Annotated in this window: 17 protein-coding genes and 1 tRNA gene; 8 read left to right on the forward strand and 10 right to left on the reverse strand. The window is 46.3% G+C overall.

Features of this window, described 5'->3' with window-relative positions:
* Nucleotides 1–23: 23 nt before the first annotated feature.
* A complete protein-coding gene (locus tag KO512_RS20565; RefSeq protein ID WP_354667753.1) occupies nucleotides 24–767 on the forward strand; it encodes a topoisomerase DNA-binding C4 zinc finger domain-containing protein in 744 nt (247 codons plus the stop codon).
* An 830-nt stretch (nucleotides 768–1,597) separates the two neighbouring features.
* Here the strand turns inward: KO512_RS20565 and KO512_RS17935 are convergent.
* The 4 genes from KO512_RS17935 to KO512_RS17950 all read right to left on the reverse strand — a co-directional run bounded on the left by KO512_RS17935 (nucleotide 1,598) and on the right by KO512_RS17950 (nucleotide 8,991).
* Complete coding sequence (locus KO512_RS17935; protein WP_215953701.1) at nucleotides 1,598–4,891, reverse strand: type I restriction endonuclease subunit R; 3,294 nt, start codon at nucleotides 4,889–4,891, stop codon at nucleotides 1,598–1,600.
* Between the two features lie 75 nt (nucleotides 4,892–4,966).
* Nucleotides 4,967–5,998: a virulence RhuM family protein gene (locus KO512_RS17940; protein ID WP_215953702.1), complete on the reverse strand. Its 1,032-nt coding sequence runs from the start codon at nucleotides 5,996–5,998 to the stop codon at nucleotides 4,967–4,969.
* Nucleotides 5,991–7,403 (reverse strand): restriction endonuclease subunit S, encoded by a 1,413-nt coding sequence (locus KO512_RS17945; RefSeq protein ID WP_215953703.1) that lies wholly within the window; start codon nucleotides 7,401–7,403, stop codon nucleotides 5,991–5,993. The genes KO512_RS17940 and KO512_RS17945 overlap by 8 nt, the downstream gene beginning before the upstream one ends.
* Nucleotides 7,393–8,991 carry a type I restriction-modification system subunit M gene (locus KO512_RS17950; RefSeq protein ID WP_215953704.1) on the reverse strand — a complete coding sequence of 533 codons (1,599 nt, stop codon included), beginning with the start codon at nucleotides 8,989–8,991 and terminating at the stop codon, nucleotides 7,393–7,395. The genes KO512_RS17945 and KO512_RS17950 overlap by 11 nt, the downstream gene beginning before the upstream one ends.
* A 479-nt stretch (nucleotides 8,992–9,470) precedes the next feature.
* Here KO512_RS17950 and xisR point away from each other — a divergent pair, with 479 nt between their 5' ends.
* Nucleotides 9,471–9,674, forward strand: a complete 204-nt coding sequence (xisR, locus tag KO512_RS17955; RefSeq protein WP_215953705.1) for an excisionase family protein — start codon at nucleotides 9,471–9,473, stop codon at nucleotides 9,672–9,674.
* Nucleotides 9,661–10,914 carry a site-specific integrase gene (locus tag KO512_RS17960; RefSeq protein WP_215953706.1) on the forward strand — a complete coding sequence of 418 codons (1,254 nt, stop codon included), beginning with the start codon at nucleotides 9,661–9,663 and terminating at the stop codon, nucleotides 10,912–10,914. Before xisR ends, KO512_RS17960 begins: the two co-directional genes overlap by 14 nt.
* Nucleotides 10,915–10,938: 24 nt before the next feature.
* Here KO512_RS17960 and KO512_RS17965 read toward each other — a convergent pair.
* From KO512_RS17965 to KO512_RS20640, 6 genes are all read right to left on the reverse strand, one after another.
* Nucleotides 10,939–11,026 (reverse strand) — tRNA-Ser (locus KO512_RS17965).
* A gap of 255 nt (nucleotides 11,027–11,281) precedes the next feature.
* Nucleotides 11,282–12,484 carry a cell division protein FtsZ gene (ftsZ, locus tag KO512_RS17970; protein ID WP_215953707.1) on the reverse strand — a complete coding sequence of 401 codons (1,203 nt, stop codon included), beginning with the start codon at nucleotides 12,482–12,484 and terminating at the stop codon, nucleotides 11,282–11,284.
* Nucleotides 12,485–12,620: 136 nt separating this feature from the next.
* Nucleotides 12,621–13,850 carry a cell division protein FtsA gene (gene ftsA / locus KO512_RS17975; protein ID WP_215953708.1) on the reverse strand — a complete coding sequence of 410 codons (1,230 nt, stop codon included), beginning with the start codon at nucleotides 13,848–13,850 and terminating at the stop codon, nucleotides 12,621–12,623.
* Nucleotides 13,851–14,448: 598 nt separating this feature from the next.
* The gene (locus KO512_RS17980) at nucleotides 14,449–15,108 is read right to left on the reverse strand and encodes a gamma-glutamylcyclotransferase (protein ID WP_215953853.1); all 660 of its coding nucleotides are present in this window, start codon (nucleotides 15,106–15,108) and stop codon (nucleotides 14,449–14,451) included.
* On the reverse strand, nucleotides 15,108–16,628 hold the full coding sequence (rmuC, locus tag KO512_RS17985) for a DNA recombination protein RmuC (protein ID WP_215953709.1): 1,521 nt from the start codon (nucleotides 16,626–16,628) through the stop codon (nucleotides 15,108–15,110). The genes KO512_RS17980 and rmuC overlap by 1 nt, the downstream gene beginning before the upstream one ends.
* Before the next feature lie 35 nt (nucleotides 16,629–16,663).
* Nucleotides 16,664–17,014, reverse strand: coding sequence for a hypothetical protein (locus KO512_RS20640; protein WP_252735110.1), 351 nt, complete (start codon nucleotides 17,012–17,014; stop codon nucleotides 16,664–16,666).
* 243 nt (nucleotides 17,015–17,257) lie between these two features.
* Here KO512_RS20640 and KO512_RS17995 point away from each other — a divergent pair, with 243 nt between their 5' ends.
* From KO512_RS17995 to KO512_RS18015, 5 genes are all read left to right on the forward strand, one after another.
* Nucleotides 17,258–17,899 (forward strand): O-methyltransferase, encoded by a 642-nt coding sequence (locus KO512_RS17995; RefSeq protein ID WP_215953710.1) that lies wholly within the window; start codon nucleotides 17,258–17,260, stop codon nucleotides 17,897–17,899.
* A gap of 39 nt (nucleotides 17,900–17,938) precedes the next feature.
* Nucleotides 17,939–18,373: a hypothetical protein gene (locus KO512_RS18000; RefSeq protein ID WP_215953711.1), complete on the forward strand. Its 435-nt coding sequence runs from the start codon at nucleotides 17,939–17,941 to the stop codon at nucleotides 18,371–18,373.
* A gap of 35 nt (nucleotides 18,374–18,408) precedes the next feature.
* A complete protein-coding gene (locus KO512_RS18005; protein ID WP_215953712.1) occupies nucleotides 18,409–20,784 on the forward strand; it encodes a YdbH domain-containing protein in 2,376 nt (791 codons plus the stop codon).
* Between the two features lie 117 nt (nucleotides 20,785–20,901).
* Nucleotides 20,902–21,057 carry a YnbE family lipoprotein gene (locus KO512_RS18010; protein ID WP_436792283.1) on the forward strand — a complete coding sequence of 52 codons (156 nt, stop codon included), beginning with the start codon at nucleotides 20,902–20,904 and terminating at the stop codon, nucleotides 21,055–21,057.
* A gap of 11 nt (nucleotides 21,058–21,068) precedes the next feature.
* Nucleotides 21,069–21,401, forward strand: coding sequence for a YdbL family protein (locus KO512_RS18015; protein WP_215953713.1), 333 nt, complete (start codon nucleotides 21,069–21,071; stop codon nucleotides 21,399–21,401).
* The last annotated feature ends 4 nt before the right edge of the window (nucleotides 21,402–21,405 follow it).

The following is a 21,405-nucleotide window of genomic DNA, read 5'->3' on the forward strand; positions in this document are numbered from 1 at the left end:
TTGTTAACTGATCGCTTACCAAACTGTTAGAACAGCACCAGCTAAAAGAATGCAGTAAATTATTCCCAAATTTAATCATAGAGCAGCTTTCATTTCATGGATCGAAAGGTAAAGAAGCTGATTACGTCATTGTTCTAGGGCTGGAACGTGGAAAGCATGGATTCCCCTCCCGAAAGGTGACTCACCCCTTGCTAGACGCATTGCTGCCCCAGTTAGAAAAGTTTCCTGATGCTGAAGAGCGGCGATTGTTTTATGTAGCCCTTACTCGCGCTAAAGATAGAAGTTATCTTCTCACGGACATGACAAATACTTCGGATTTTGTGAAAGAACTGATAAACGATACCTACCCGATAGGAACAGATGCCTTTGACGTAAGCACCACACAGGTCTCAGCTTTAGAGAGACATTGTCCTAGTTGCAAGACGGGAACAGTCATAAAAAGAACAGGGCCTTATGGCGTGTTTCTATCCTGTAATAATTACCCATTGTGTAGCTATAAAGACAAGGCGTGCCCAGCCTGCCAAAGTGAGATGAAAACAGAGGGCCGCTTTAAAATTTGTATAAATGACCAATGCCAAAAATGGGTGCCTATATGCCCTTCGTGTAAAGGAGAGCTAAGATTGCGAGATGGGCGAAACGGTCAGTTTTGGGGATGTATAAATTACAGGCGTAGTGGTCAAAGCTGTAGTCATACAGAAAATTATATAGAACCTCCGGTGAAACAGACGTTTCAGACCGCTGGCTTTCAGCAAGCAGCCGAACTGTGATTCGGTATGTATTGGCAACGTTTTCGTATGGGCGAGTTATGCTTACGTTGTTCACTTATAGTGTTCACTAGCGAATAAGTGGACACTGTCATGACGCCTGTAGTACCAGGCTCAAGATGGGGTTACCGGACGCTACGGATTATCCACCTTCAATTGGTCAGGATTACCGGTATTATTACCTTCGAGATGGACAGACATCATCCTGTAGGCGGTACATGAGCGAGGTGTCGAAAACTCGACAGGTATCACTTTTCTCAGCGGCCTGTCCGACCATGAATAGGGTGTCGAAAACTCGACAGGTATCACTTTTCTCCGCAGACTATCTGGCAATGAATGGGGGTGTCGAAAACTCGACAGGTATCACTTCTCTCCGCAGCCTATCTGGCAATGAATGGGGGTGTCGAAAACTCGACAGGTATCACTTTTCTCCGCAGCCTATCCGGCAATGAATGGGGGTGTCGAAAACTCGACAGGTATCACTTCTCTCCGCAGCCTATCCGGCAATGAATAGGATTCGAAACCTCTTAGAGCCGTTTATACTGCTTTATTTCACGCCATAAAACATTCTCATAAAAACCATAAAATCCATAAAATCCATAAAATCCATAAAATCCATAAAATCCATAAAATCTATAAAAAACAATTATTTATAACTTTAAAAGAAAGACTGAAATGATATTAGCTGATTATAAAGAACTACTACTATTTATATTACACTGACACGGGCTAGTCGTGGTTTTTACATCCCAAGTAATCAACAACGCCCATCTTTTGAATAGGCATACGGATCCATAACTTATCGCGGAAAACATCGACCCCATCAATAATAATCAGCCTGTTTTCTCTCGATATTTCTTAAAATTCTCCGCCTGTTCCAAGATCTCTTTGTAAGCATCATCGTTGGCCACCGGTGGATAACCGTATTTGGCCAGTAGCAAGATCAGCTTCACTTGCAGCTCGGCTTTGATATCTTCTCGTTGGTTCCATGCGGGGAAGCTGGCAACGCTATCAACCTCTTCCTTGGCGTGTTTCGCCAGTTCGATCATCTTATCTTCGGGATAGGTGAAGTCATACTTAATCGACAGGGATTTCAAGATGTCGTAAAACGCTTTCTCTTCAAAATCGATGCCCATATCGGCAAACGAGGTCATTTCGTTTTTTAGGTCATGGTACAGGTCGATAATTTCATTAGAGAAGTCTTCCAGCACGCTACTGACAAGCACATCGTCTTCTTTACGTTCGTTGTATTTATCCACCAGCGCTTTGAATTTTTTAGAGAAATCGACCCCTTGCATCTTGTTGGTTTTCGAGACTTCGCCAATGGCTTTTTCCAACAGCTTTTGCAACAGCTTAATCTTGGTATTCGGTAGTTTAATCTTGTCGATTTTAGCTAAATAATCTTCATCAAAAATATCAATCGCGCCCTCTTCAGCTTCATCACCCAATTTGAAGATCTCTTCGACACCATCGCTTTTAATCGCTTCGGCGATCATATCGCGCACTTTGGCGTTCATCTGTGCCGTATCCGGTGCTACACCTCGGGTTAGCTTGTGGATAATAGAGCGGATCGCCATATAAAAGTGAATATGGTCACGCTCATCTTTGCTGATCTGCTCGTTACCACAGCAGATGTCATAGGCAGCCTTTAAGCGCTTGGTAATATCCATGAAGCGCTTTTCGGTTTTTTCCGTTTGCATTGCATATTCAGCGGCTTCGTTGAGACAGTTTAACTGGCCAACAGGATCACCGGTGAAATAATCTGAGCTATCAAAATGATAAAAAGCCTTGTTGAGTAGGTCTAAGTGGTTACGTACCTCAACAATCGAGGCGGCAATATCTTCAAAATTATCACTGCCACTGCCACCAAACTGTTTTAGCGCTTTGTTCATCTGGGTTTTAATGCCGATGTAATCCACCACCAGCCCTTTGCTCTTGCCAGCAAACTTGCGGTTTACCCGTGAGATCGTTTGTATCAAGTTATGTTGTGAAACAGGTTTATCTATATACATAGTATCGAGAAACGGTACATCAAAGCCGGTCAGCCACATATCCACCACAATGGCGATTTTAAAGTTAGACTTAGCTTGCTTAAATTGGCGATCCAGCTCTTTGCGATCATCTTTACTACCAAGCAGATCCCACAGCGCTTTCTCATCATCTTTATTGCGCGTCATCACCATGCGCACCCGCGCAGAGGCTTTTATCTCCTTACGCTCTTTGTCACTAAGTGATTCACCCTTGGCGCACTCCAGCACCTCAAACCATTCAGGGCGTAAGACCTGTAACTCCTGATACAATTGATAGGCAATTTGGCGAGAGCTACTGACAAACATCGCCTTGCCCGCCACAGTAGCGCCTTCAGCCACGCGATCTTCATAGTGCGCTACAAAGTCCTTGGCTAAGGCATGTATACGGTCAGGATCGCCTAGAATCGCCCCCATGCTGGCCATCGCTTTTTTACTATCGTCTATCTGGTAATCGCTCGCGCCATCGTCGGCACATTGTTGATAGTACGCTTCAATCTCTTTCAGCTTACTGTTATCAAGAACCACTTTTGCCGCACGGCCTTCATAGACAATGCGCACGGTAATCTCATCCTTAACGGACTCGTTCATAGTGTAGCTATCAACCACCTTGCCAAACACATCCAAGGTGGCATCAATGGGTGTGCCGGTAAAACCCACATAGGTGGCGTTCGGTAGAGAGTCATGCAGATATTTAGCAAAGCCGTAGGTTTTCTTAACCCCTCGGTTTTTGCCTTCAGTCACCACCGAGATTTTTTGATCGAGGTTAACTTGGCTACGGTGGGCCTCATCGGAAATGCAGATCACATTACAGCGATCCGTTAACAGCGCCACATCTTCAGTAAACTTATGAATCGTGGTTAAGAACACACCGCCACTCTGGCGGCCCTGCAATTTAGCGCGCAGATCAGTACGGGAGGTCACTGTTTCAACAATCTGATCGCCAATATAGGTTTTGGCATTGGTAAACTGCTTAGAGAGTTGATCGTCTAAATCGGTACGGTCGGTAATCAACACAATGGTGGGGCTGGCAAAGTCCACGCTCTTCATCAACAGGCGCACTAAAAATTGCATGGTAAAACTTTTACCGCAACCGGTGGCGCCAAAATAGGTGCCGCCCTTACCGTCGCCGATAATATCACCTGCACTGTTAGGCCGTTTCTGATGCGCTTTAATGCTTTGGTAGAGTTTAGTGGCCGCATAATACTGCGGATAACGACAAACGATTTTGATCTCTTGATGGCTCTTATCAGGAAAATAGATAAAGTGCCGGATCACCTCACGTAAACGCTGCTGATCAAACAGCCCTTGCAGCATACTGGTGAGCGAGCTGATACCGTCCTTTTCCGCCGTCTCATTGCCGTTGACCTTGCGCCAGCCATAATAAAACTCATAAGGCGCAAACAGTGTACCCATCTTATTGTTGACGCCATCACTGATCACACAGAGAGCGTTATAAATAAATAACTGGGGAATATCACGCCGGTAGCGAGTGCAGATTTGCACGTAAGCATCGTGGATGGTGGCCTCTTCACGGATAGCGCTTTTAAACTCAAACAACACCAGCGGCAAACCATTAATATATAAAATACCATCGGGAATACGCAGCTCCCCACCACTGGCCGAGGCTACGCCTTCAATCTCTAGCTGATTAACGATTTTAAAAAGGTTATTGGTGTGCGGCTGAGCCTGATAGTCTGCGCCTTTTTCGGTAACAATGGATAGCTGATCCACCTCATCTACCGTTGGCACACGCATCGCCGCAAGATCGCTGTAATCGATCAGCTGTATGTAAATGTCTTTATCATTAGGGTCTTCGCGCTTGAGTAAAAACCCATCACTCAACCACTTACAGAAGGTCTTGTTACTCTCATACAGATCACTCGCCGAGAGCAACTCTAACTGACGGATAATGCCGTCGATCTCATTATCGGTGATACCTTCACTGGCATATTGCTGACTTAAAAAAGCACGCAGATCCGATTTGATCAATACCTCAGTGGTTCCCCGCGAAAGATCACTGCCCAACACATGGGGATAACCCTGCTCCCCCAGTAGTTGGATAATGGCACTTTCTAATTGGGCTTCGGTAAATTTCACGGCACGACATCCTGTTGTGTTTTATCAGCGTTGTAGTCTTCGCTGTTGCTTCAATGTAATTGGGTAATACAGGGTTTAATCACTGCTGGGCAAGTTTTTCAGCATACGATCAAAGTCAGATTCGATAGGCTGCCGTTTATTAAACTTCTCGTATTCAGCATGAGCCTTTTCTTTCGCTTGATCCCGTGTAACCGTACCATAGCCTTCCAGCACTTCGTATTCGTTAAAGCTTAAAAATTTCTCCACACTGAGGGCAAAATTTTGCATCGTAAAGCTATTACGTCGTTCAATAATACGTTCAATATAATCAAAAAAGCCCGCCACGGCGGCCTCTAACTGTTTGATCTCTTTTTCACTTAAATAGTTTTTACCCACCGTAGTATCAGACTTTAAAATACGGCCTTCAGGCGCATGTTTAAACGTATTCATCCCCATCAATGGCTGAGTGCTATCGGCTTTATTGTAGATAAGCTCGCTAGATGTATTACCCGTAATCGCAAAATGAAACTGATCTTGCACATGAGCATAGAACTGACGGGTGGTATCTGATTTCGGGTCATAATCAATACTGCACTCCGCAAAAATATCCGTGATTTGCTGGTAGATACGTCGTTCGCTCGCGCGAATAGAGCGAACCCGTTCCAACAACTCACGAAAATAGTCTTTACCAAAGTAGCGACCATTTTTAAGGCGCTCATCATCCATGGCAAAGCCTTTGATGATGTACTCTTTAATTAGTGCCGTCGCCCAAATTCTAAACTGAGTGGCTTGTACCGAATTGACCCGATAGCCGACCGAGATCACCGCATCGAGGTTATAGTATTTTGTGGTGGTTTTTTGTGTTTTGCCCGCTATAGCGCCATGGGCAGTGGTGTTTTCCAAAAAGGAAACAACCACTTTTTCATCTAACTCACCGCTTTCAAAAATATTTTTTAAGTGCTTTGAAATAGCAGGCACACCCACGGCAAACAGCTCTGACATTCGTTTTTGTGTCAGCCACAGGGTTTCGTTATTCAACAACACCTCTACCTTCACATCACCACTCGGGGCGGTGTAAAGTAGAAACTCAGTGCTTTGATCTTGCAGGCTGAGGGATTTATCACTCATAAGCAGTCTCAGGCGGGTTGGTTTCGCTATCGAGCAGAGACTCTGGCAGGCGCAGTTCGCCGGAGATCAGTTTAGGGAGAAGGGTGTTACGGAGTTTAGACAAGCTTTCACCCTCAGAGTAATTCACACCTAACTTCTTTAAATAACTCCCCGTTATTAACTGAAATGAATCAAGAATCTCACTTGAAGGAACCAAACAACAGAAATTTGTTACTACTTCAGGCTTGATCGCAGGGTAGGCTGCGCCATCTGCTAACCGCGCAAACTCATCAATAACTTCATCTCTAGTAAGATGAAAGTAAAGGTATGCTCTCAAATTTTCACTCTTAGGACTCATCACAACGAAACCGGTACTGCCAGTTAAGCCGCATCTATGAACATAAGCAAATGACCTGTTACCCGGCCTCACAAGGCCAACAATAGTATCATTGGCATTCATTATACGTTTTGCTCGGCTTGGAGCTTCCGTATATTTATAACGTTGAAATTCGTTAATTCGTCCATTTTTAGCGTTTCCCAAATCAACATATTCAACAAAGTCAGGTGCGTTTTTTTTAGACCAAGAGTTAAGGTTTGTATCTGCAATAAATGCCGTCGTTTCGCACCTCCACCCCTTCGGCACCCAGCCTAGCGCTTCGGTTTCTTCAAACTCACTGGGGAATAACTGGCGCACATCATCGGGCAAGGGTTGGTGATCCGGTTTGGCGAGTTGCTGCTGGCGGCGTTGGGCGCGTGCTTGCAGTTCCTCGGGAATAGGATTACCCGCGGCTAAGGCGTTGTCGATCACGGGGTCGAAATCCACAAACCAGCTTTTAAACAGGGCTTGCGCCATCTGCTCTAGGGTTTGGTTGGTTTGGCGGTTGAGTTCGATTTTGTTGTCAAATATCTCAAGCGAATGCCCAATATACTTTTGAACCTCAAAAGGTGGTAAACAAAAAGAAAATTCACCTAATTTTTTCACAGGAAGTCGGGCTTGATTTGCACTCCCTCCTGCATTATTTGAGGTATGCCATGAAAAATCTTCCAGCTTCAGCCTGTAATAAAGAAACTGGTTGTCCAAAACACCGTCATTAGGGAGGATACTGCACGTATTTTGATTTTGTATAGATCCTTTAGCATCAAATGGAACCCGAACAACTTTACCAACAACCGAAGCCCAATTAGGAGGCCAAGAACCAACTGTAGAAACAATTACATCACCTTCATCAAGAAAGTGCTCTTTCCACCTTTCAGCATGAGTTTCCTCAACATATTTACAATCTGTAATATCGATTGAATCCTGAGTAAAATCAGATACTCTAATTAAAGGTATCCCCACATCTGAGAAAAATTGTTGTTTTACTCCTGCTCCATTCCTAAGAGTTGCAACATCACTTAAAACTACAACAGGCCACTCACTCCCCATAACCCAGCACCTCCAAGTTCTGACGAATGGTTTTATCCAGCGCTTCGGCTTCTTTCATCTGGCGATACAGGGTTTGGCTGAGTTCGCGCATCTTATCTTCAAAGGGGATGCCATCGTCTTCGATATCCGCCGCGCCCACATAGCGACCGGGGGTGAGTACATAATCGTTCTTTTGAATATCCGCTAAGCTGGCCGCTTTGCAATAACCGGCCACATCTTCGTATTGCGCCAGTGTGCCACTGCCATCCTGCGTTTCACCGCGCCATGCGTGGTAGGTGCCGGCAATTTTAGCCAGATCATCCGGTGTCAGCTCTTTATGAATACGGCTGGCCATGGTGCCCATCTGACGGGCATCGATAAACAGGGTTTCCCCTTTGCGGTTACGATAGCCTCGGGTTTTATCTTCACCTTTGTTTTTGGTAAGGAACCATAAACACACGGGGATCTGGGTGGTGTAGAACAGCTGCCCCGGTAGCGCGATCATGCAATCCACATGGTCGTTGTCGATAATCTCTTGGCGAATAGTGCCTTCGCCACTGGTGTTAGAGCTCATGGAGCCATTGGCCAAGACAAAACCGGCGGTGCCGCTTTCGCTGAGTTTACTGAGTATATGCAGTATCCACGCATAGTTGGCATTACCGGTGGGCGGTACGGTGTAACCGGCCCAGCGTGGATCATCCACCAGCTCATTGTCGGCGCGCCACTGTTTTTGGTTAAACGGCGGGTTAGCCATAATGTAATCGGCTTTCAAATCAGGGTGCTGATCTTTAAAGAAGGTATTGCCTGCAACATCCCCCAAGTTGCCGTTAATCCCCCGAATCGCGAGGTTCATTTTGGCGAGCTTATAGGTTGCGCTGGTGTATTCCTGCCCGTAGATCGAGATCTCTTTTTGGTTGCCGTTGTGACTGTTCACAAACTTGACCGATTGCACAAACATGCCGCCCGAACCACAGCAAGGGTCGTAGATTTTACCTTTGTAGGGTTCCAGCATTTCGGCCAATAGTGCCACTACCGATTTAGGCGTATAGAACTCGCCCCCGCCTTTACCTTCACTGGCGGCAAATTTACCGAGGAAGTATTCATACACCCGACCCACCAGATCTTCTTCGCTCATCTGGCATTCGTTGGCCAGCGTATCAATATTGTTAATGGTATCGAGCAACGCCGCCAGCTTGCTGCTTTCTAAGCCTAAACGTGAGAAGTAGTTATCCGGCAAGGCACCCGCCAGCGATTTGTTGGTTTTCTCAATGGTGTGCAGGGCGGTATCGATTTTAAGGGCGATATCATCCTGCTTGCTGTGTTTGATCAACGTCGCCCAACGCGCCTCTTCACTCAGGTAGAACACATTGCTCTGAGCATAAAACGGCACCATATCAACAAACTGTTCTTTACCATCATCAATGAGCGCTTGGCGATGGGCTTCAAACTTGTCACTAATGAATTTAAGAAAGATCAAACTCAACACGATGTGTTTGTATTCAGATGACTCTACGCTGCCACGTAGTTTATTGGCGCTGTCCCAAAGGGATTCTTCAAAGGAGGTGTTTTGTTTTTTTAATGATTTAGATTTTGTGGGTGCTTTAGCCATTGCAGAAACGATTCCATTGTATGAATGCCTTACCCATCCGGGGTATTATTGTGTGGGTAAGGTCGAACTTATGATCCTAATTTTGGCAGAAATGAGTGTCCCTGTCGTCGGTGATTTTACACGTCAGCACTTGGGCGTGACTTGCATTATTTTTTTTAGTGGCAAAATCCCTTTATCAACCTGATAAAGAGGTTCTCAATATGAAATCACTTTACATTCACTTACTAACAACAGCATCTGTTTCAGCAACTGCTTTGATGCTCTACCTCATAACTACCCTGCAACTTATTCCCATATCGTTCAATGATGTTTTACAGGGACTCAGCATCCTCATTCTGACGAGCGACACCAAGAAGCTTTTTTTTCCTGATTAAAGGTACATTGCCGCGTCGTTTGCATTTTTTAATCGCCTCACGCGCAATCGCCTTACACACAGCTGATAAGTTAAGTGTGTTATTAGCAATCAATGGAGACGTAACATGAACTCAAACCCTACTGTGCTTCCTAAATGGGTTAAATCCTGCCTATACACAAAGATCTCTGGGCTAACCGTTGATGCCCTAAAGGGAAAAAGGGTCAGTGGAGCTTGGCAAGAAGGTCTGCACTGGCAAAAAGCACCTGATGGCAATATCTACTATAACTGGCAAGCCATTGATAAGTGGATTGAAAATGGCAACCCATAATCAACCAACAGGAATTGAGGTTCGTGCTGACACGATACGTATCACATTTACGTATCGTGGTCAGCGCTGCCGAGAATCCCTAAAAGGACTCAAGGTTACAAAAGCGAATATTAAGTTTGCCGCCAATAAACGTGCAAGTATTCTTCACGATATAGCCATCGGCAGCTTTGATTATGCTGAACACTTTCCCGATTCACCTAAAGCAAGGTTGTTCTCTGGCCGTGCCAATGAAAGACGACTCGTCAAAGATGCCATTAAGCATTGGCTGGCCATTAAAGAAGCCACCTTAGCGCACAGCACCTTTGTCAATTATCGATCAAAAGCCAACACACATATTCTGCCGGCCTTCGGTCACCGCCCTATCCGCTCTATTACTAAAACAGAGGTTGAGCAATGGGCGGCGGTCTATCTGAACAACCTTAAAAATAAAACCATTAATGAAGTAATGATCGTGTTTAGAGGCATTTTTAAAGATGCTGTAGCCGATGGCGTTATTACCACCAATCCACTCTCACTCATTGAAAACCGCAAGGTAATGAAGCAGGAGCCCGATCCTTTTCTTAAATCTGAGATTACCAAGATACTCTCAACCCCAACCCAGCGTTATCAGGAAGTCACTATGATGAAGTTTGCTTTCTGGACCGGCGTGCGCGTCTCGGAACTCATTGCGCTCGGTTGGGATGATATAGATTTCGATAGAGGCGTTGCCAAAATACGCCGAGCGCGGGTTAAAGGCTATTTCAAAGTGCCTAAAACTCGCGGTTCGGTGCGTGAAGTCGAGCTGTTAAAACCGGCACTTGAAGCGCTACAGGAGCAACAACCACATACCTATCAAACCCCGCCCGAGGAGATTCAAGTGACTCAGGAAGATAATCGTACCGTGAATAACGAAATCTGGCGCCCCATCTGGAGAAATAGCCAATCCGGTGTACCGCATGTGAGTGATGGTACCGTGCGCGACCGATTCTGGAAGCACCATTTGATCAAAGCGGGAGTACGCTATCGCGGCCCTAACCATGCACGACATACATTTGCATCGCAGCTATTATCAACAGGTATGATATCGAAAGATTGGATCGCGCAACAAATGGGACATACCAGCACTAAAATGCTAGATGATCACTATGCTAAATGGATACCAGAGGATGCTCCGCCGATGGCGAATATGATTAACAAGATAATGGGGTTTTCAAATCAGACTGCCCCACAGATGCCCCAAAAAAAGAAAGAAACACTGTAAGTCATTGAAATATAAGATAAAAAATGGCGGTGAGGGAGGGATTCGAACCCTCGATACCTTGCGGTATACACACTTTCCAGGCGTGCTCCTTCGGCCACTCGGACACCTCACCACGTTTGATGTTTACACTCTGCTTGCTGTAAACGCTCTGAGAGCCGATCTCAGAGGTCGCGTACTTTAATAGAAATCAGGGGTTAAATCAAACATATAGATGGCTTTTTAACGACTTTTTTCGGATTCCGTCAAAAACGAGCCTAGTGATGATAAACGAAGCAAAAAAGACATCCGCCGAGGAAGGGCTCCATCAGCGGGGTCTGTTTAGTGCTTTTAAAAACAAGGGACGGGACAAATCCCTCTAGGCGATTTATTAGTCAGCCTGACGACGTAAAAATGCTGGGATATCCAGAAATTCCATATCATCGGTGCCGGTTTTACGTGAATCCGCAACAGGCTCTGACTCAACGACAGGGTTGTCCTGTGCACGTACAGAGTCATTACGATTACGCATCACTGTCGGCAATTCTAACTGACTATAGTCGCTGACTTTCGTCGCTGCACGACGGGAGCCGGCCACGGATGCGCCATTGCTAACAACCCGAATATCTTGTGGTTCAGCACTATCCAAGCCAGTTGCAACAACAGTCACTTTGATCTCATCGGTCATTTCAGGATCAATAACGGTACCGATAACGACCGTAGCGCTATCAGAGGCAAACTCTTCGATCACCTGGCCCACATCACTAAATTCACCCAAGCCTAAATCCAGACCCGCCGTGATATTAACCAAGATACCGCGAGCGCCCATCAGATCGACATCTTCCAATAGCGGGCTACGAACAGCCGCTTCAGCCGCTTCGACGGCACGGTTTTCACCCCGAGCAGAGCCCGTACCCATCATCGATGTGCCCATTTCTGACATCACGGTGCGCACATCGGCGAAATCGACGTTGATCATGCCGGGACGGATAATCAGGTCAGAAATACCCTGTACCGCGCCTTTCAGCACATTATTAGCTTCATCAAACGCTTTCATCAGGGTGCAGTTTTTACCCAACACCTGTAGCAGTTTTTCGTTAGGCACGATAATCAATGAGTCAACATGTTCAGACAACTCTTTGATCCCTTGCTCGGCGATCAACATGCGTTTCTTGCCTTCAAATGGGAATGGCTTAGTCACCACGGCAACCGTCAAAATGCCGAGTTCTTTAGCCACTTCAGCCACAATTGGTGCCGCACCGGTACCTGTACCACCGCCCATACCCGCGGTAATAAAGACCATATCAGCACCGCTAAGCATCTCGATGATCTGATCACGATCTTCGAGCGCCGCATCGCGACCGATATCGGGATTCGCGCCAGCCCCTAGCCCCTTAGTGATCTCGCCACCAAGCTGCAGAACATTGCGTGAGCCCATATTATTCAGTGCCTGTGCATCGGTATTCGCACAGATAAATTCAACCCCGTCTACTTCTGACGAGACCATGTGTTGAACAGCGTTACCGCCGCCACCACCAACGCCAATCACCTTAATGACAGCGCTCTGTGCAATATTATTAACTAATTCAAACATGTCCCTTCCTCCAGGTTCAGTGCCCAACCCGCACCTGTTGTATTGCGTATTATTACGTTCGATTTATTATCTATCACATCCTGTGAACATCTAGGTCTCAATTAGGCAGACCTTTAACCTAGCACAGGAGCGCTTCTTAAAAATTCCCCTGAAACCAGGTTTTCATCCGTTTCAATATATGGGGTTGCTCACTGCTATCCTTAACAGGCACTGCTTCAGTCAGATGCTGATTATCCTGTTTGGCGTATTGCAGCAAACCAATGCCGGTGGCATAGATGGGACTATTCAGTATATCCCCCATCCCGCGCACACCTTTTGGCAAAGCTAACCGTACCGGCATATGAAAAATCTCTTCGGCCAACTCGACCGCGCCTTCCATCTTCGCCGTGCCGCCGGTCAGGACGATACCTGCCGCGACTAAATCTTCAAATCCGCTGCGCCGCAACTCCGACTGTATCAATGTAAACAGTTCGTCATAGCGAGGTTCCACCACCTCTGCCAGTGCTTGGCGAGATAGGTCTCGAGAGGGTCTATCACCGACACTCGGCACCTTAATGGTATCGTCCGCACTCGCCAATTGAGCCAGTGCGCAAGCATACTTAATTTTAATCTCTTCTGCGTACGGTGTCGGTGTGCGTAACGCCATGGCGATATCATTGGTCACCTGATCGCCAGCAATCGGGATAACCGCTGTATGTCGAATAGAGCCGCCGGTAAAGATAGCGATATCCGTCGTGCCGCCCCCCATATCGACCATGCAAACACCGAGTTCTTTTTCATCTTCCGTCAATACGGAAAAACTAGATGCTAACTGCTCTAACACCGAGTTATCCACCGCTAAACCGCAGCGTTGGACGCATTTTTCAATATTCTGTACCGCGTTCACCGCACCAGTGACCAGATGAACCTTGGCTTCCAAGCGTACACCGGACATACCTAGTGGCTCGCGGATACCTTCCTGATTATCGATCACATATTCTTGCGGCAGGATATGCAGAATCTTTTGATCAGCGGGTATGGCCACGGCTCGGGCAGCATCGATGACCCGATCTAAGTCATGCTCCATCACTTCACCCTCGCGAACCGCAACAATGCCGTGAGAGTTCATACTTCTAATATGGCTACCCGCAATACCCACCGTCACCGAATGAATCTTGCAACCGGCCATCAGTTCGGCTTCTTCCACCGCCCGTTGAATGGAATGTACCGTAGATTCAATATTCACCACGACGCCCCGCTTGAGGCCGCGGGATTCATGGGAGCCAATGCCAACGATATCGATCGTGCCGTCTAGGCCAACCTCGCCTACCAGACACACCACTTTCGAGGTGCCTATATCCAGAGCTACGATCATATTGCTCGCCATTGCTATATCCAGTTACATTTTAAAATCTGTTGTTCTGTTACAGAACAGACTCAAGTTATCAGGCTGATGTTTATAACCGTCCTGAACAGTATTCAACCAACTCCGGTTTTTTTTGGCCCGGTTAAACCATTCTTTTTACAACGGTCGCCATTATTGTTATCTACAACAAAAAATAAACCCAACAATGACTAAAAATGAGTATTTTCTTACGAATAAATTCACAACAACAAAATACCAGCCATAAAAACGGTCTATTTATCTATATCGGCAGTCTTATGACAACTTTAGTAGCAAAAACCTTGCTACAACGGCTATTTCAGCAAATATAGCACTTATTAGACAACCTCTCTATTTTTATCATAGATCGCCTCTTTTTTGTACAAAAAATATACAAAAATCAAAATTAAGTTTTGATCAAAAACATAGCAATCATTATTTAATCTTGATGATTTTAAGAATTTTCAATATTTAATATTGACGATTTAGAGAAATTTCAAAATTAAGTTTTGATTTTTCAACAGAAATCAAAATAACATTTTGATATAAAACCAAGTGCTAACAATGACGATATAAACTCGGATTTAATAGCTCAACACTATCACTCATTACCTGTGCGGTAGTTATAACCCGTATTAACGTTGCGCCAATCCTGCAGTTCCTCAGACTGCTGTAGATAGGTTCTAATCGACGTTGTGCCATCAGCAAGAAAGCTGCTATCAAGAAAATTATCCAACACCGCTTGGCCCTGAGAAGCTACGGCTTGTAGGCAGAATGCCAGATAACGGGGAAACGGTAGAATATCATCACGCCAGAGAGGGCCATGATAAAAAGCTCCAACTCGGCGCTCATACTCCTGCGGAGTAATACACTTATTCAGCCGGTAATCGAGATCATTATAAGCGGTACACATGCGTCCCACACGGGGCTCTGCAGGATTTATCAAACCATCAAGCCGAGAGGTCTTTACTTCGACCCACCGAAATCGGTGTTCCCGTTCATAAAGCGCAGTAAAGTCATCGACCGAACACTCAAACTGGCTGCAGATAATCTCTCCGGTTTTTACGGCCTGTGTAGAACAGGATGCTAATTGTAGGCTCGCGGGGTCGGCACCAAAGCGACTGATAAAAACGACACCGACTTTATTAAAAATACGCCGATAACCGGGCACCCGCACTAGCCGAAAATTTTGCAGCGCAGGCACGGTTTGCAAAGCCGACCGCTCGGATAAGAGCGAGCCATAACCCACCACCGACATCATCACTCAAGAATTTCCAACTGTTCAGCATCGGGATCAGAATCGAGGGCTTTATCGGCCAGCTTTTTATCCAACGCTTTCTTACTCTTAACCCCAAGTTTCTGCAGTGAAGCTGCTTGGCTAACCAAATTACCCCGTCCAGTGCTGAGCCGTTTATGGGCCGTTTCATAGGCTGCCTGTGTACGCCCCAAGTGACGCCCCACATCATCTAACGATTCCACAAAACCAACAAACTTATCATGCAGCTCACCACCCCGTTGGGCGATCTCTTGAGCGAAACGGTTTTGTCGTTCATAGCGCCAAATATTATTGATGGTGCGCAGCGTCACTAACAGGGTTGAAGGGCTGACTAAAATAATATTGCGTTCATAAGCGAAGCTGAAAAGCTCTTTATCCTGTTGCAGCGCCAGCAAAAAAGCCCCTTCCACAGGGATAAACATCAAAACAAAATCTAAGGAGCGCACCCCTTCGAGGCTTTGGTAAGCTTTATCACTTAAGCCTCGTACATGGTTGCGAATGGATTGCAGATGCGCGGCTAATGCCTGCTCCTGCACCCGGGCCTCATCGCTGGAACAATATTTTTCATAGGCCGTTAGTGACACCTTAGCATCGACAATGACATCTTTATCATCCGGTAAACGGATAATCACATCGGGCATATAACGCTGCCCCTCTTCGTTCAGAGAGACCTGTGTTTCGTATTCATACCCTTTGCGCAGCCCCGATTGTTCCAATACCCGTTCAAGGATAACTTCGCCCCAGTTCCCCTGGGTTTTACTTTCACCTTTAAGGGCATTGGTTAGATTGACCGCATCGGCACTCATTTGCTGATTTAACTCCTTCAGCTGGGTAATCTGCTCATATAACGAACGCCGATCTTTAGCTTCTTTGTCGTAAACATCATCAACACGCCGTTTAAACTCGCCAAGCTGATCTCTTAAAGGCGTCAGCAAAGAGCCAAGAGAATCTTTATTAGCAGTGGTGAATTTAGCCGATTTCTCTTCGAAGATTTTATTCGCTAGATTCTGAAATTCACTTTTCAGCTGATCCCGCGCTTCGGTGAGCAACTGTAGCTTTTCAGATTGCGATTCTCGCTCGCTTTCAAGCCGACTTTCTAATTCTGCAATTCGAGCCTGCCGTTGACTCAGTAAGCGCTGCAGATTATCCACCTGCTCATGTTGTTCGGCCAACTCATCGTCTTGATGGTACTTTTGCGCTTCAACCTGTTGCAGCCGCACTTGATCTAACTCTAACTCTCGTACTCTGGCTCGACTCTGTTGTTGCTCTCGCTCAAGCAACTGGGCGCGTTCAGCCGAGCTATTCAGTTCAACCTGAAGACGCTCAAGTTGCTCCTGGGCTTTAAGTCTCTCGGTTTCGTAAGCCTGTAACTGCTGATTAAAAAGTCCTTTGAGTTTCACTTTGTTTAACTGAAACAACAGCACACCCAAGAATAAGCCAAACCCGAGGCCAATAATCGCAGTGACCAAGGGATCGTTGAGTAATGCAGTGAGAGTCGGTGCCATTGTTGCTCCTTAATAATCGGCGATGAGAAGCGGGTTTACCAAAAATAATACAACAGACCGGCAGACACGAGCGTCAGCGGCAACATAATAGACAGATTGAGCTTGTCACCGAACAGACGTTGAGTAATGCCCACTGAGATCGCTGGAAAAGAGATAAAGATACTACTCAGGGGTATCCACCATTCTAATAATCGAAAACCATAAGCCAGTGAGCCAATCAGCGTCAACGCCGCCACATTACCCGCCATAACAACCATCACAGCCCCGTTTCGACTCTGCAGGAAAGCTGATTTCTCGGCCTCTGGTAATTTATTCAGTTGACCGGCGCTGAGTGCGGCAGACATTGATACAAAACCGGTAATAAGAAACAGGATCAGGGGTTCCAAAGGACTACTCCACTATGACAGATATTTAAGAAGCCCATTGTAAGGGATTTTTCCTCTTCAACCTATGGTCACGCGGTCCTGACAGTGGAAAAACAACTGATTAACAGCCTAGCGACAGCGTCACAATGCAATTATCCCTAAAGCCTCTGAAAGTGATATTATGCACCGCCTATTTTACTCCGCAGCGGATGGCATCGACGCCAGTAAGCTTCGGCCCTGACCCGCCATATTGAGAGACGCAGAATGACCCAGTATCTGGTTGATGAAGCCATTGAAGATTACGCCTTTATCCATACCGGTGAAGAGCCGCCCCTACTTCGGGAGCTCATCGACCAAACCAACGAGAATATGGGCTGGCCACAGAAATTATCAGGCCGATTAGTGGGTCGCACGTTGAAGCTGCTCAGCGCTATCCACCAGCCTAAAGTCGCTTTAGAGATCGGTATGTTCACCGGTTATTCCGCCCTCTCGATTGCTGAAGGGATGCCCGATGACGGACGCCTCATCTGCTGCGAGACCAACCCTCGGGCGATTGAATTCGCGCAAACATTTTATGATCGCAGTGAGCACGGCCATAAAATTGAAGTCATCTTTGGCCGAGCACTGGAAACCATCGAGAAACTCGATCTCGAACTCGATTTCACCTTTATCGATGCCGATAAACGTAATTACCTCAACTATTACAACCGCGTCAAAGAGATGACTCGTCCCGGTGGCCTGATCGTACTCGACAATGTGCTCTGGTCCGGTAAGGTGGTACAACCGGAATCTGACATCGATGATGTGTTGGTAGAAACGAACCGCGTTATCGCTGAAGACCCGAATGTGGAAAACGTTTTCCTTACTGTGCGTGATGGTCTCAACATTGTGCGCAAAATTCGCTAATACTGCCCTGAAAAAATAAATTCACAGGACACCATGACTATGCGTTTTATCATTCGCACCGATGGCAGTGATGTCAGCGTTGAACATTCAGACCAACAACTAAGCCTAATGAATAAAGAGGCAACAGCGGTCAGCGCCACGGCAACAGAACAGCGGATAGATAGTGCTGACCAGCTACTCAGGCTTTATGTCGCAACGGATCGTGACGCGTCACTGTATCCAGCGCTACAACAGCTTAGAAACTATTTTTTGAATGACCTTGATGCCATTGAATCCCCAGCAGAGATCTACGGTCTGATACACTGGCTATTGGGCGATCATGGTATTCGAACCGACGGCTCATCCCTAGAAGAAACCGCTGATCGACTCAGTGATATTGATATTGCCGCCGACAGTGATCAATATACACAGGTCATTTTTCATCTGAAGGATGCGATCGACCGGCTCTACGAAATGGAACTGGATGATATTTAACTTAGATACGTATTAATCAACCCTAGGAGAACCGAATGCGTAAGCTACTGATTGCAACCGTTCTCCTCGTCTTTCTTATCACCGGTTTATATCTCGCCCTGCCGGCCATTGCCGAATACAGTGTCCGCCAAGCCCTGACCGAACAGCAGATCGATGCCAGCTTTGTACTGCAACGTCCGAGCTTCAACCGCGTCGAAGTACGTGAACTTAAGCTGAAAAAAAACACCGCCGAACAAGCCTTTACACTCACCGCCGATTCCATCAGCCTCGAATTTAACCCTTGGCAACTGTTCAATACCGGTCGCATTAACACTGTGGATATTGAGACCCTAACACTGAATCTGACCCTTAACCCACACAGCAGCGATACGGATCAAGCCAGCACACCGATACAGCTAGGCTTCCTACCGTTACCCTCTTATATCCTCAGCCAGATTCCCGCAGAAAAGATCAACCTATCTCACTACAGTGCGATAATCGAAACCAGTGGTAACCAATCAACCCAGCTCGCGTTTTCAGGTAACGCCAGCGCAAGCAATGAACAGCTCTCGATAACCGTCGACAAACTCGACAATGCTCCCGGAATGCGCCTCTCGCTGACACTGGATCAAAAGGACCAAGCCGCATTATCGATTTACACAGATGAAGCCACCGCCCTGCAAACAGAAGCATCGCTGTCATATCAACAGCAACAGTTGAAAATTGAGAGCCAGAGCACCTTACATCCAGAACAATGGCATTCACTACTTCAGCAGCCACTGTTACAAGCTTTCGTGGAATGGCCAGAGATCCCAACAATGATATCCGGCACCGTCATGCTGACAGGTGTTAGCCAAATCCCTCTTGATGATTTAAGCAGCGCCTTTCATCAATACCACCTGAATAGCCAACTCTCCACTACCCAACTGACTGACCTAAGCCGCCTGTATTTCCCTCAATTAAACTTAGCTGAACTGAATCTACAGCAGGATGCGAACCTGACACTGAACGGCGATGATCTGACATTCACGTTGAATAATTTATCGGTCGAAGGACAACAACTCCATCTTGATCCAGAACCCAAGACAGCCCAGATCAACACAGCAGCCATGCGCGTTAAACTACTCAAACCTCTGACATTAACAACGCGTATCGAACAGTTCAATCAATCGGGCCTTAACGCGATCCAACTTCCGGATACACCGTTGCAGATAGACCTAGAGCCGATTACTGTTCAGATAACCGACCAACCAACGATATTACTGCAACCGGAGCCGCTTAAACTGGCGCTTTCGCAGATCAATCTTAATGAGGTCGGCTTTCAGGTTAACCTCACGACAAACAACCTCAAAGGATTTTACGACGGCCAAGCACTACCCCAGATATCATTAAGCAACCTCGCCTCGGTCTCCCTCAACAAGATCACCAACCGTTTTAATATCCAGCTTAAAGACCCTTTACTCGCGGGTGATACTCAGGTTAAGGGCTCAACCACCACGGATACACAAACAGGCGTTACCACTGGATCTTGGCAAGCGTCTCTCCCTCTCAACGGGATAGAAAAACTGATTCGCCGCTTTACTAAAACACTGCCTCCTGAATTAGTCTTCACGGGTGGCACCTTAAAACAGCAAGGCTGGTTGGATATAAATAAGACAGGTACCGCGCTGCGATTATTAAATCAGACAGCGCAAGCGAACCTCAGTTATGATCAGACCCACCTATACGATATCAACTGGCATTCAGAAACCATTAAGAACCACCGCGGTAAATTAGAAGATGACGGCGAACTAAAGGTTGCCTTTATTGATGTCGGTGTGCCACTAGAGAACTTCTCAGGTCGCTATCGCTTTGAACGCAGTACTGCTGGACAATCGACAGTTCATTTAAGTAGTAACACGGTTGATCTATTAGGCGGCACTGTGACTACCTTGCCTCTGACGCTATCACTGGACGATCCTAATTTCACAACCGCAGTTGCCGTTACAGGGATCGATCTAGCCCAGCTAATCGCGCTGGAGCAACAGGAAGGGTTGAGCGGTACCGGTACTCTGAACGGTCAGATGCCCATTCAGGTCTCTAACGGTGAATTTAGTATTACGGGAGGGCAGATCATCAGTACCTCAGAAGGGGGCTGGATTCGGTATGAACCAGAGCCTGAACTGCTGGCACTGACCAAAACCAATCAAGCACTGGGCGTCGCCTTTGATGCTCTGCGTAATATGCAATATGACAGTTTAGGTATTGAGCTTGATTATCACCCCGATGGTGAAGCCCTGTTGAAAACTCATCTTAAGGGCCGAAACCCCAGTTGGAATAGTGCTCAGCCGGTAGATTTCACGATTAATATTGAGGAGAATATCCCCAAATTGTTACAAGCACTTCAATTTACAGACAAATTAACGAAATCCTTAGAGAAACGGTACCGTTGACGGGTTACAATCACCTAATACAGCTACAACAACGGCATCACAAACATGCTTACTATTGACGGAGAACAGCATATGGCTATGCCAAAAATACTACAATCGCTGGTCTTCAGCAGCCTAATGGCCATGGTGGTGGCTTGTACACCAACGGTACAGGTTGCTGTTCCCAATGAACCGATCACCATCAACCTTAATGTTAAGATTAAACATGAGATACTGATTAAAGTTGATAAAGAGATTGATAACCTGTTCGAAGAAAACAGTGAACTATTCTGAGGTGTAGCAACATGAAACAGATAAAAACTATCCTGACCTTCGCCACCCTTCTGCTAAGCTTAGTTTTCACCTCTGCTTGGGCTATCAGCCTAGACGATGCCAAACAACAGGGCATGGTCGGTGAACAACTAAACGGTTACCTTGGCGTTGTAAAAAGCTCCTCTGATGTTAACGCCTTAGTTAAAAAAATTAATAGCAAGCGACGTGAAGCGTATGCCGAGACCGCCCGAAATGCCGGCGTTGATATTAATATTATTGAGCTACGCATTGGTGAGCGGTTGATTAAACGCGCCCCTGCTGGACAATACATCCAAACACCTAATGGGCAATGGTCCAAAAAGTAAACAC

Source organism: Amphritea atlantica (genome assembly GCF_018860855.1).
GTDB lineage: Bacteria > Pseudomonadota > Gammaproteobacteria > Pseudomonadales > Balneatricaceae > Amphritea > Amphritea atlantica_A.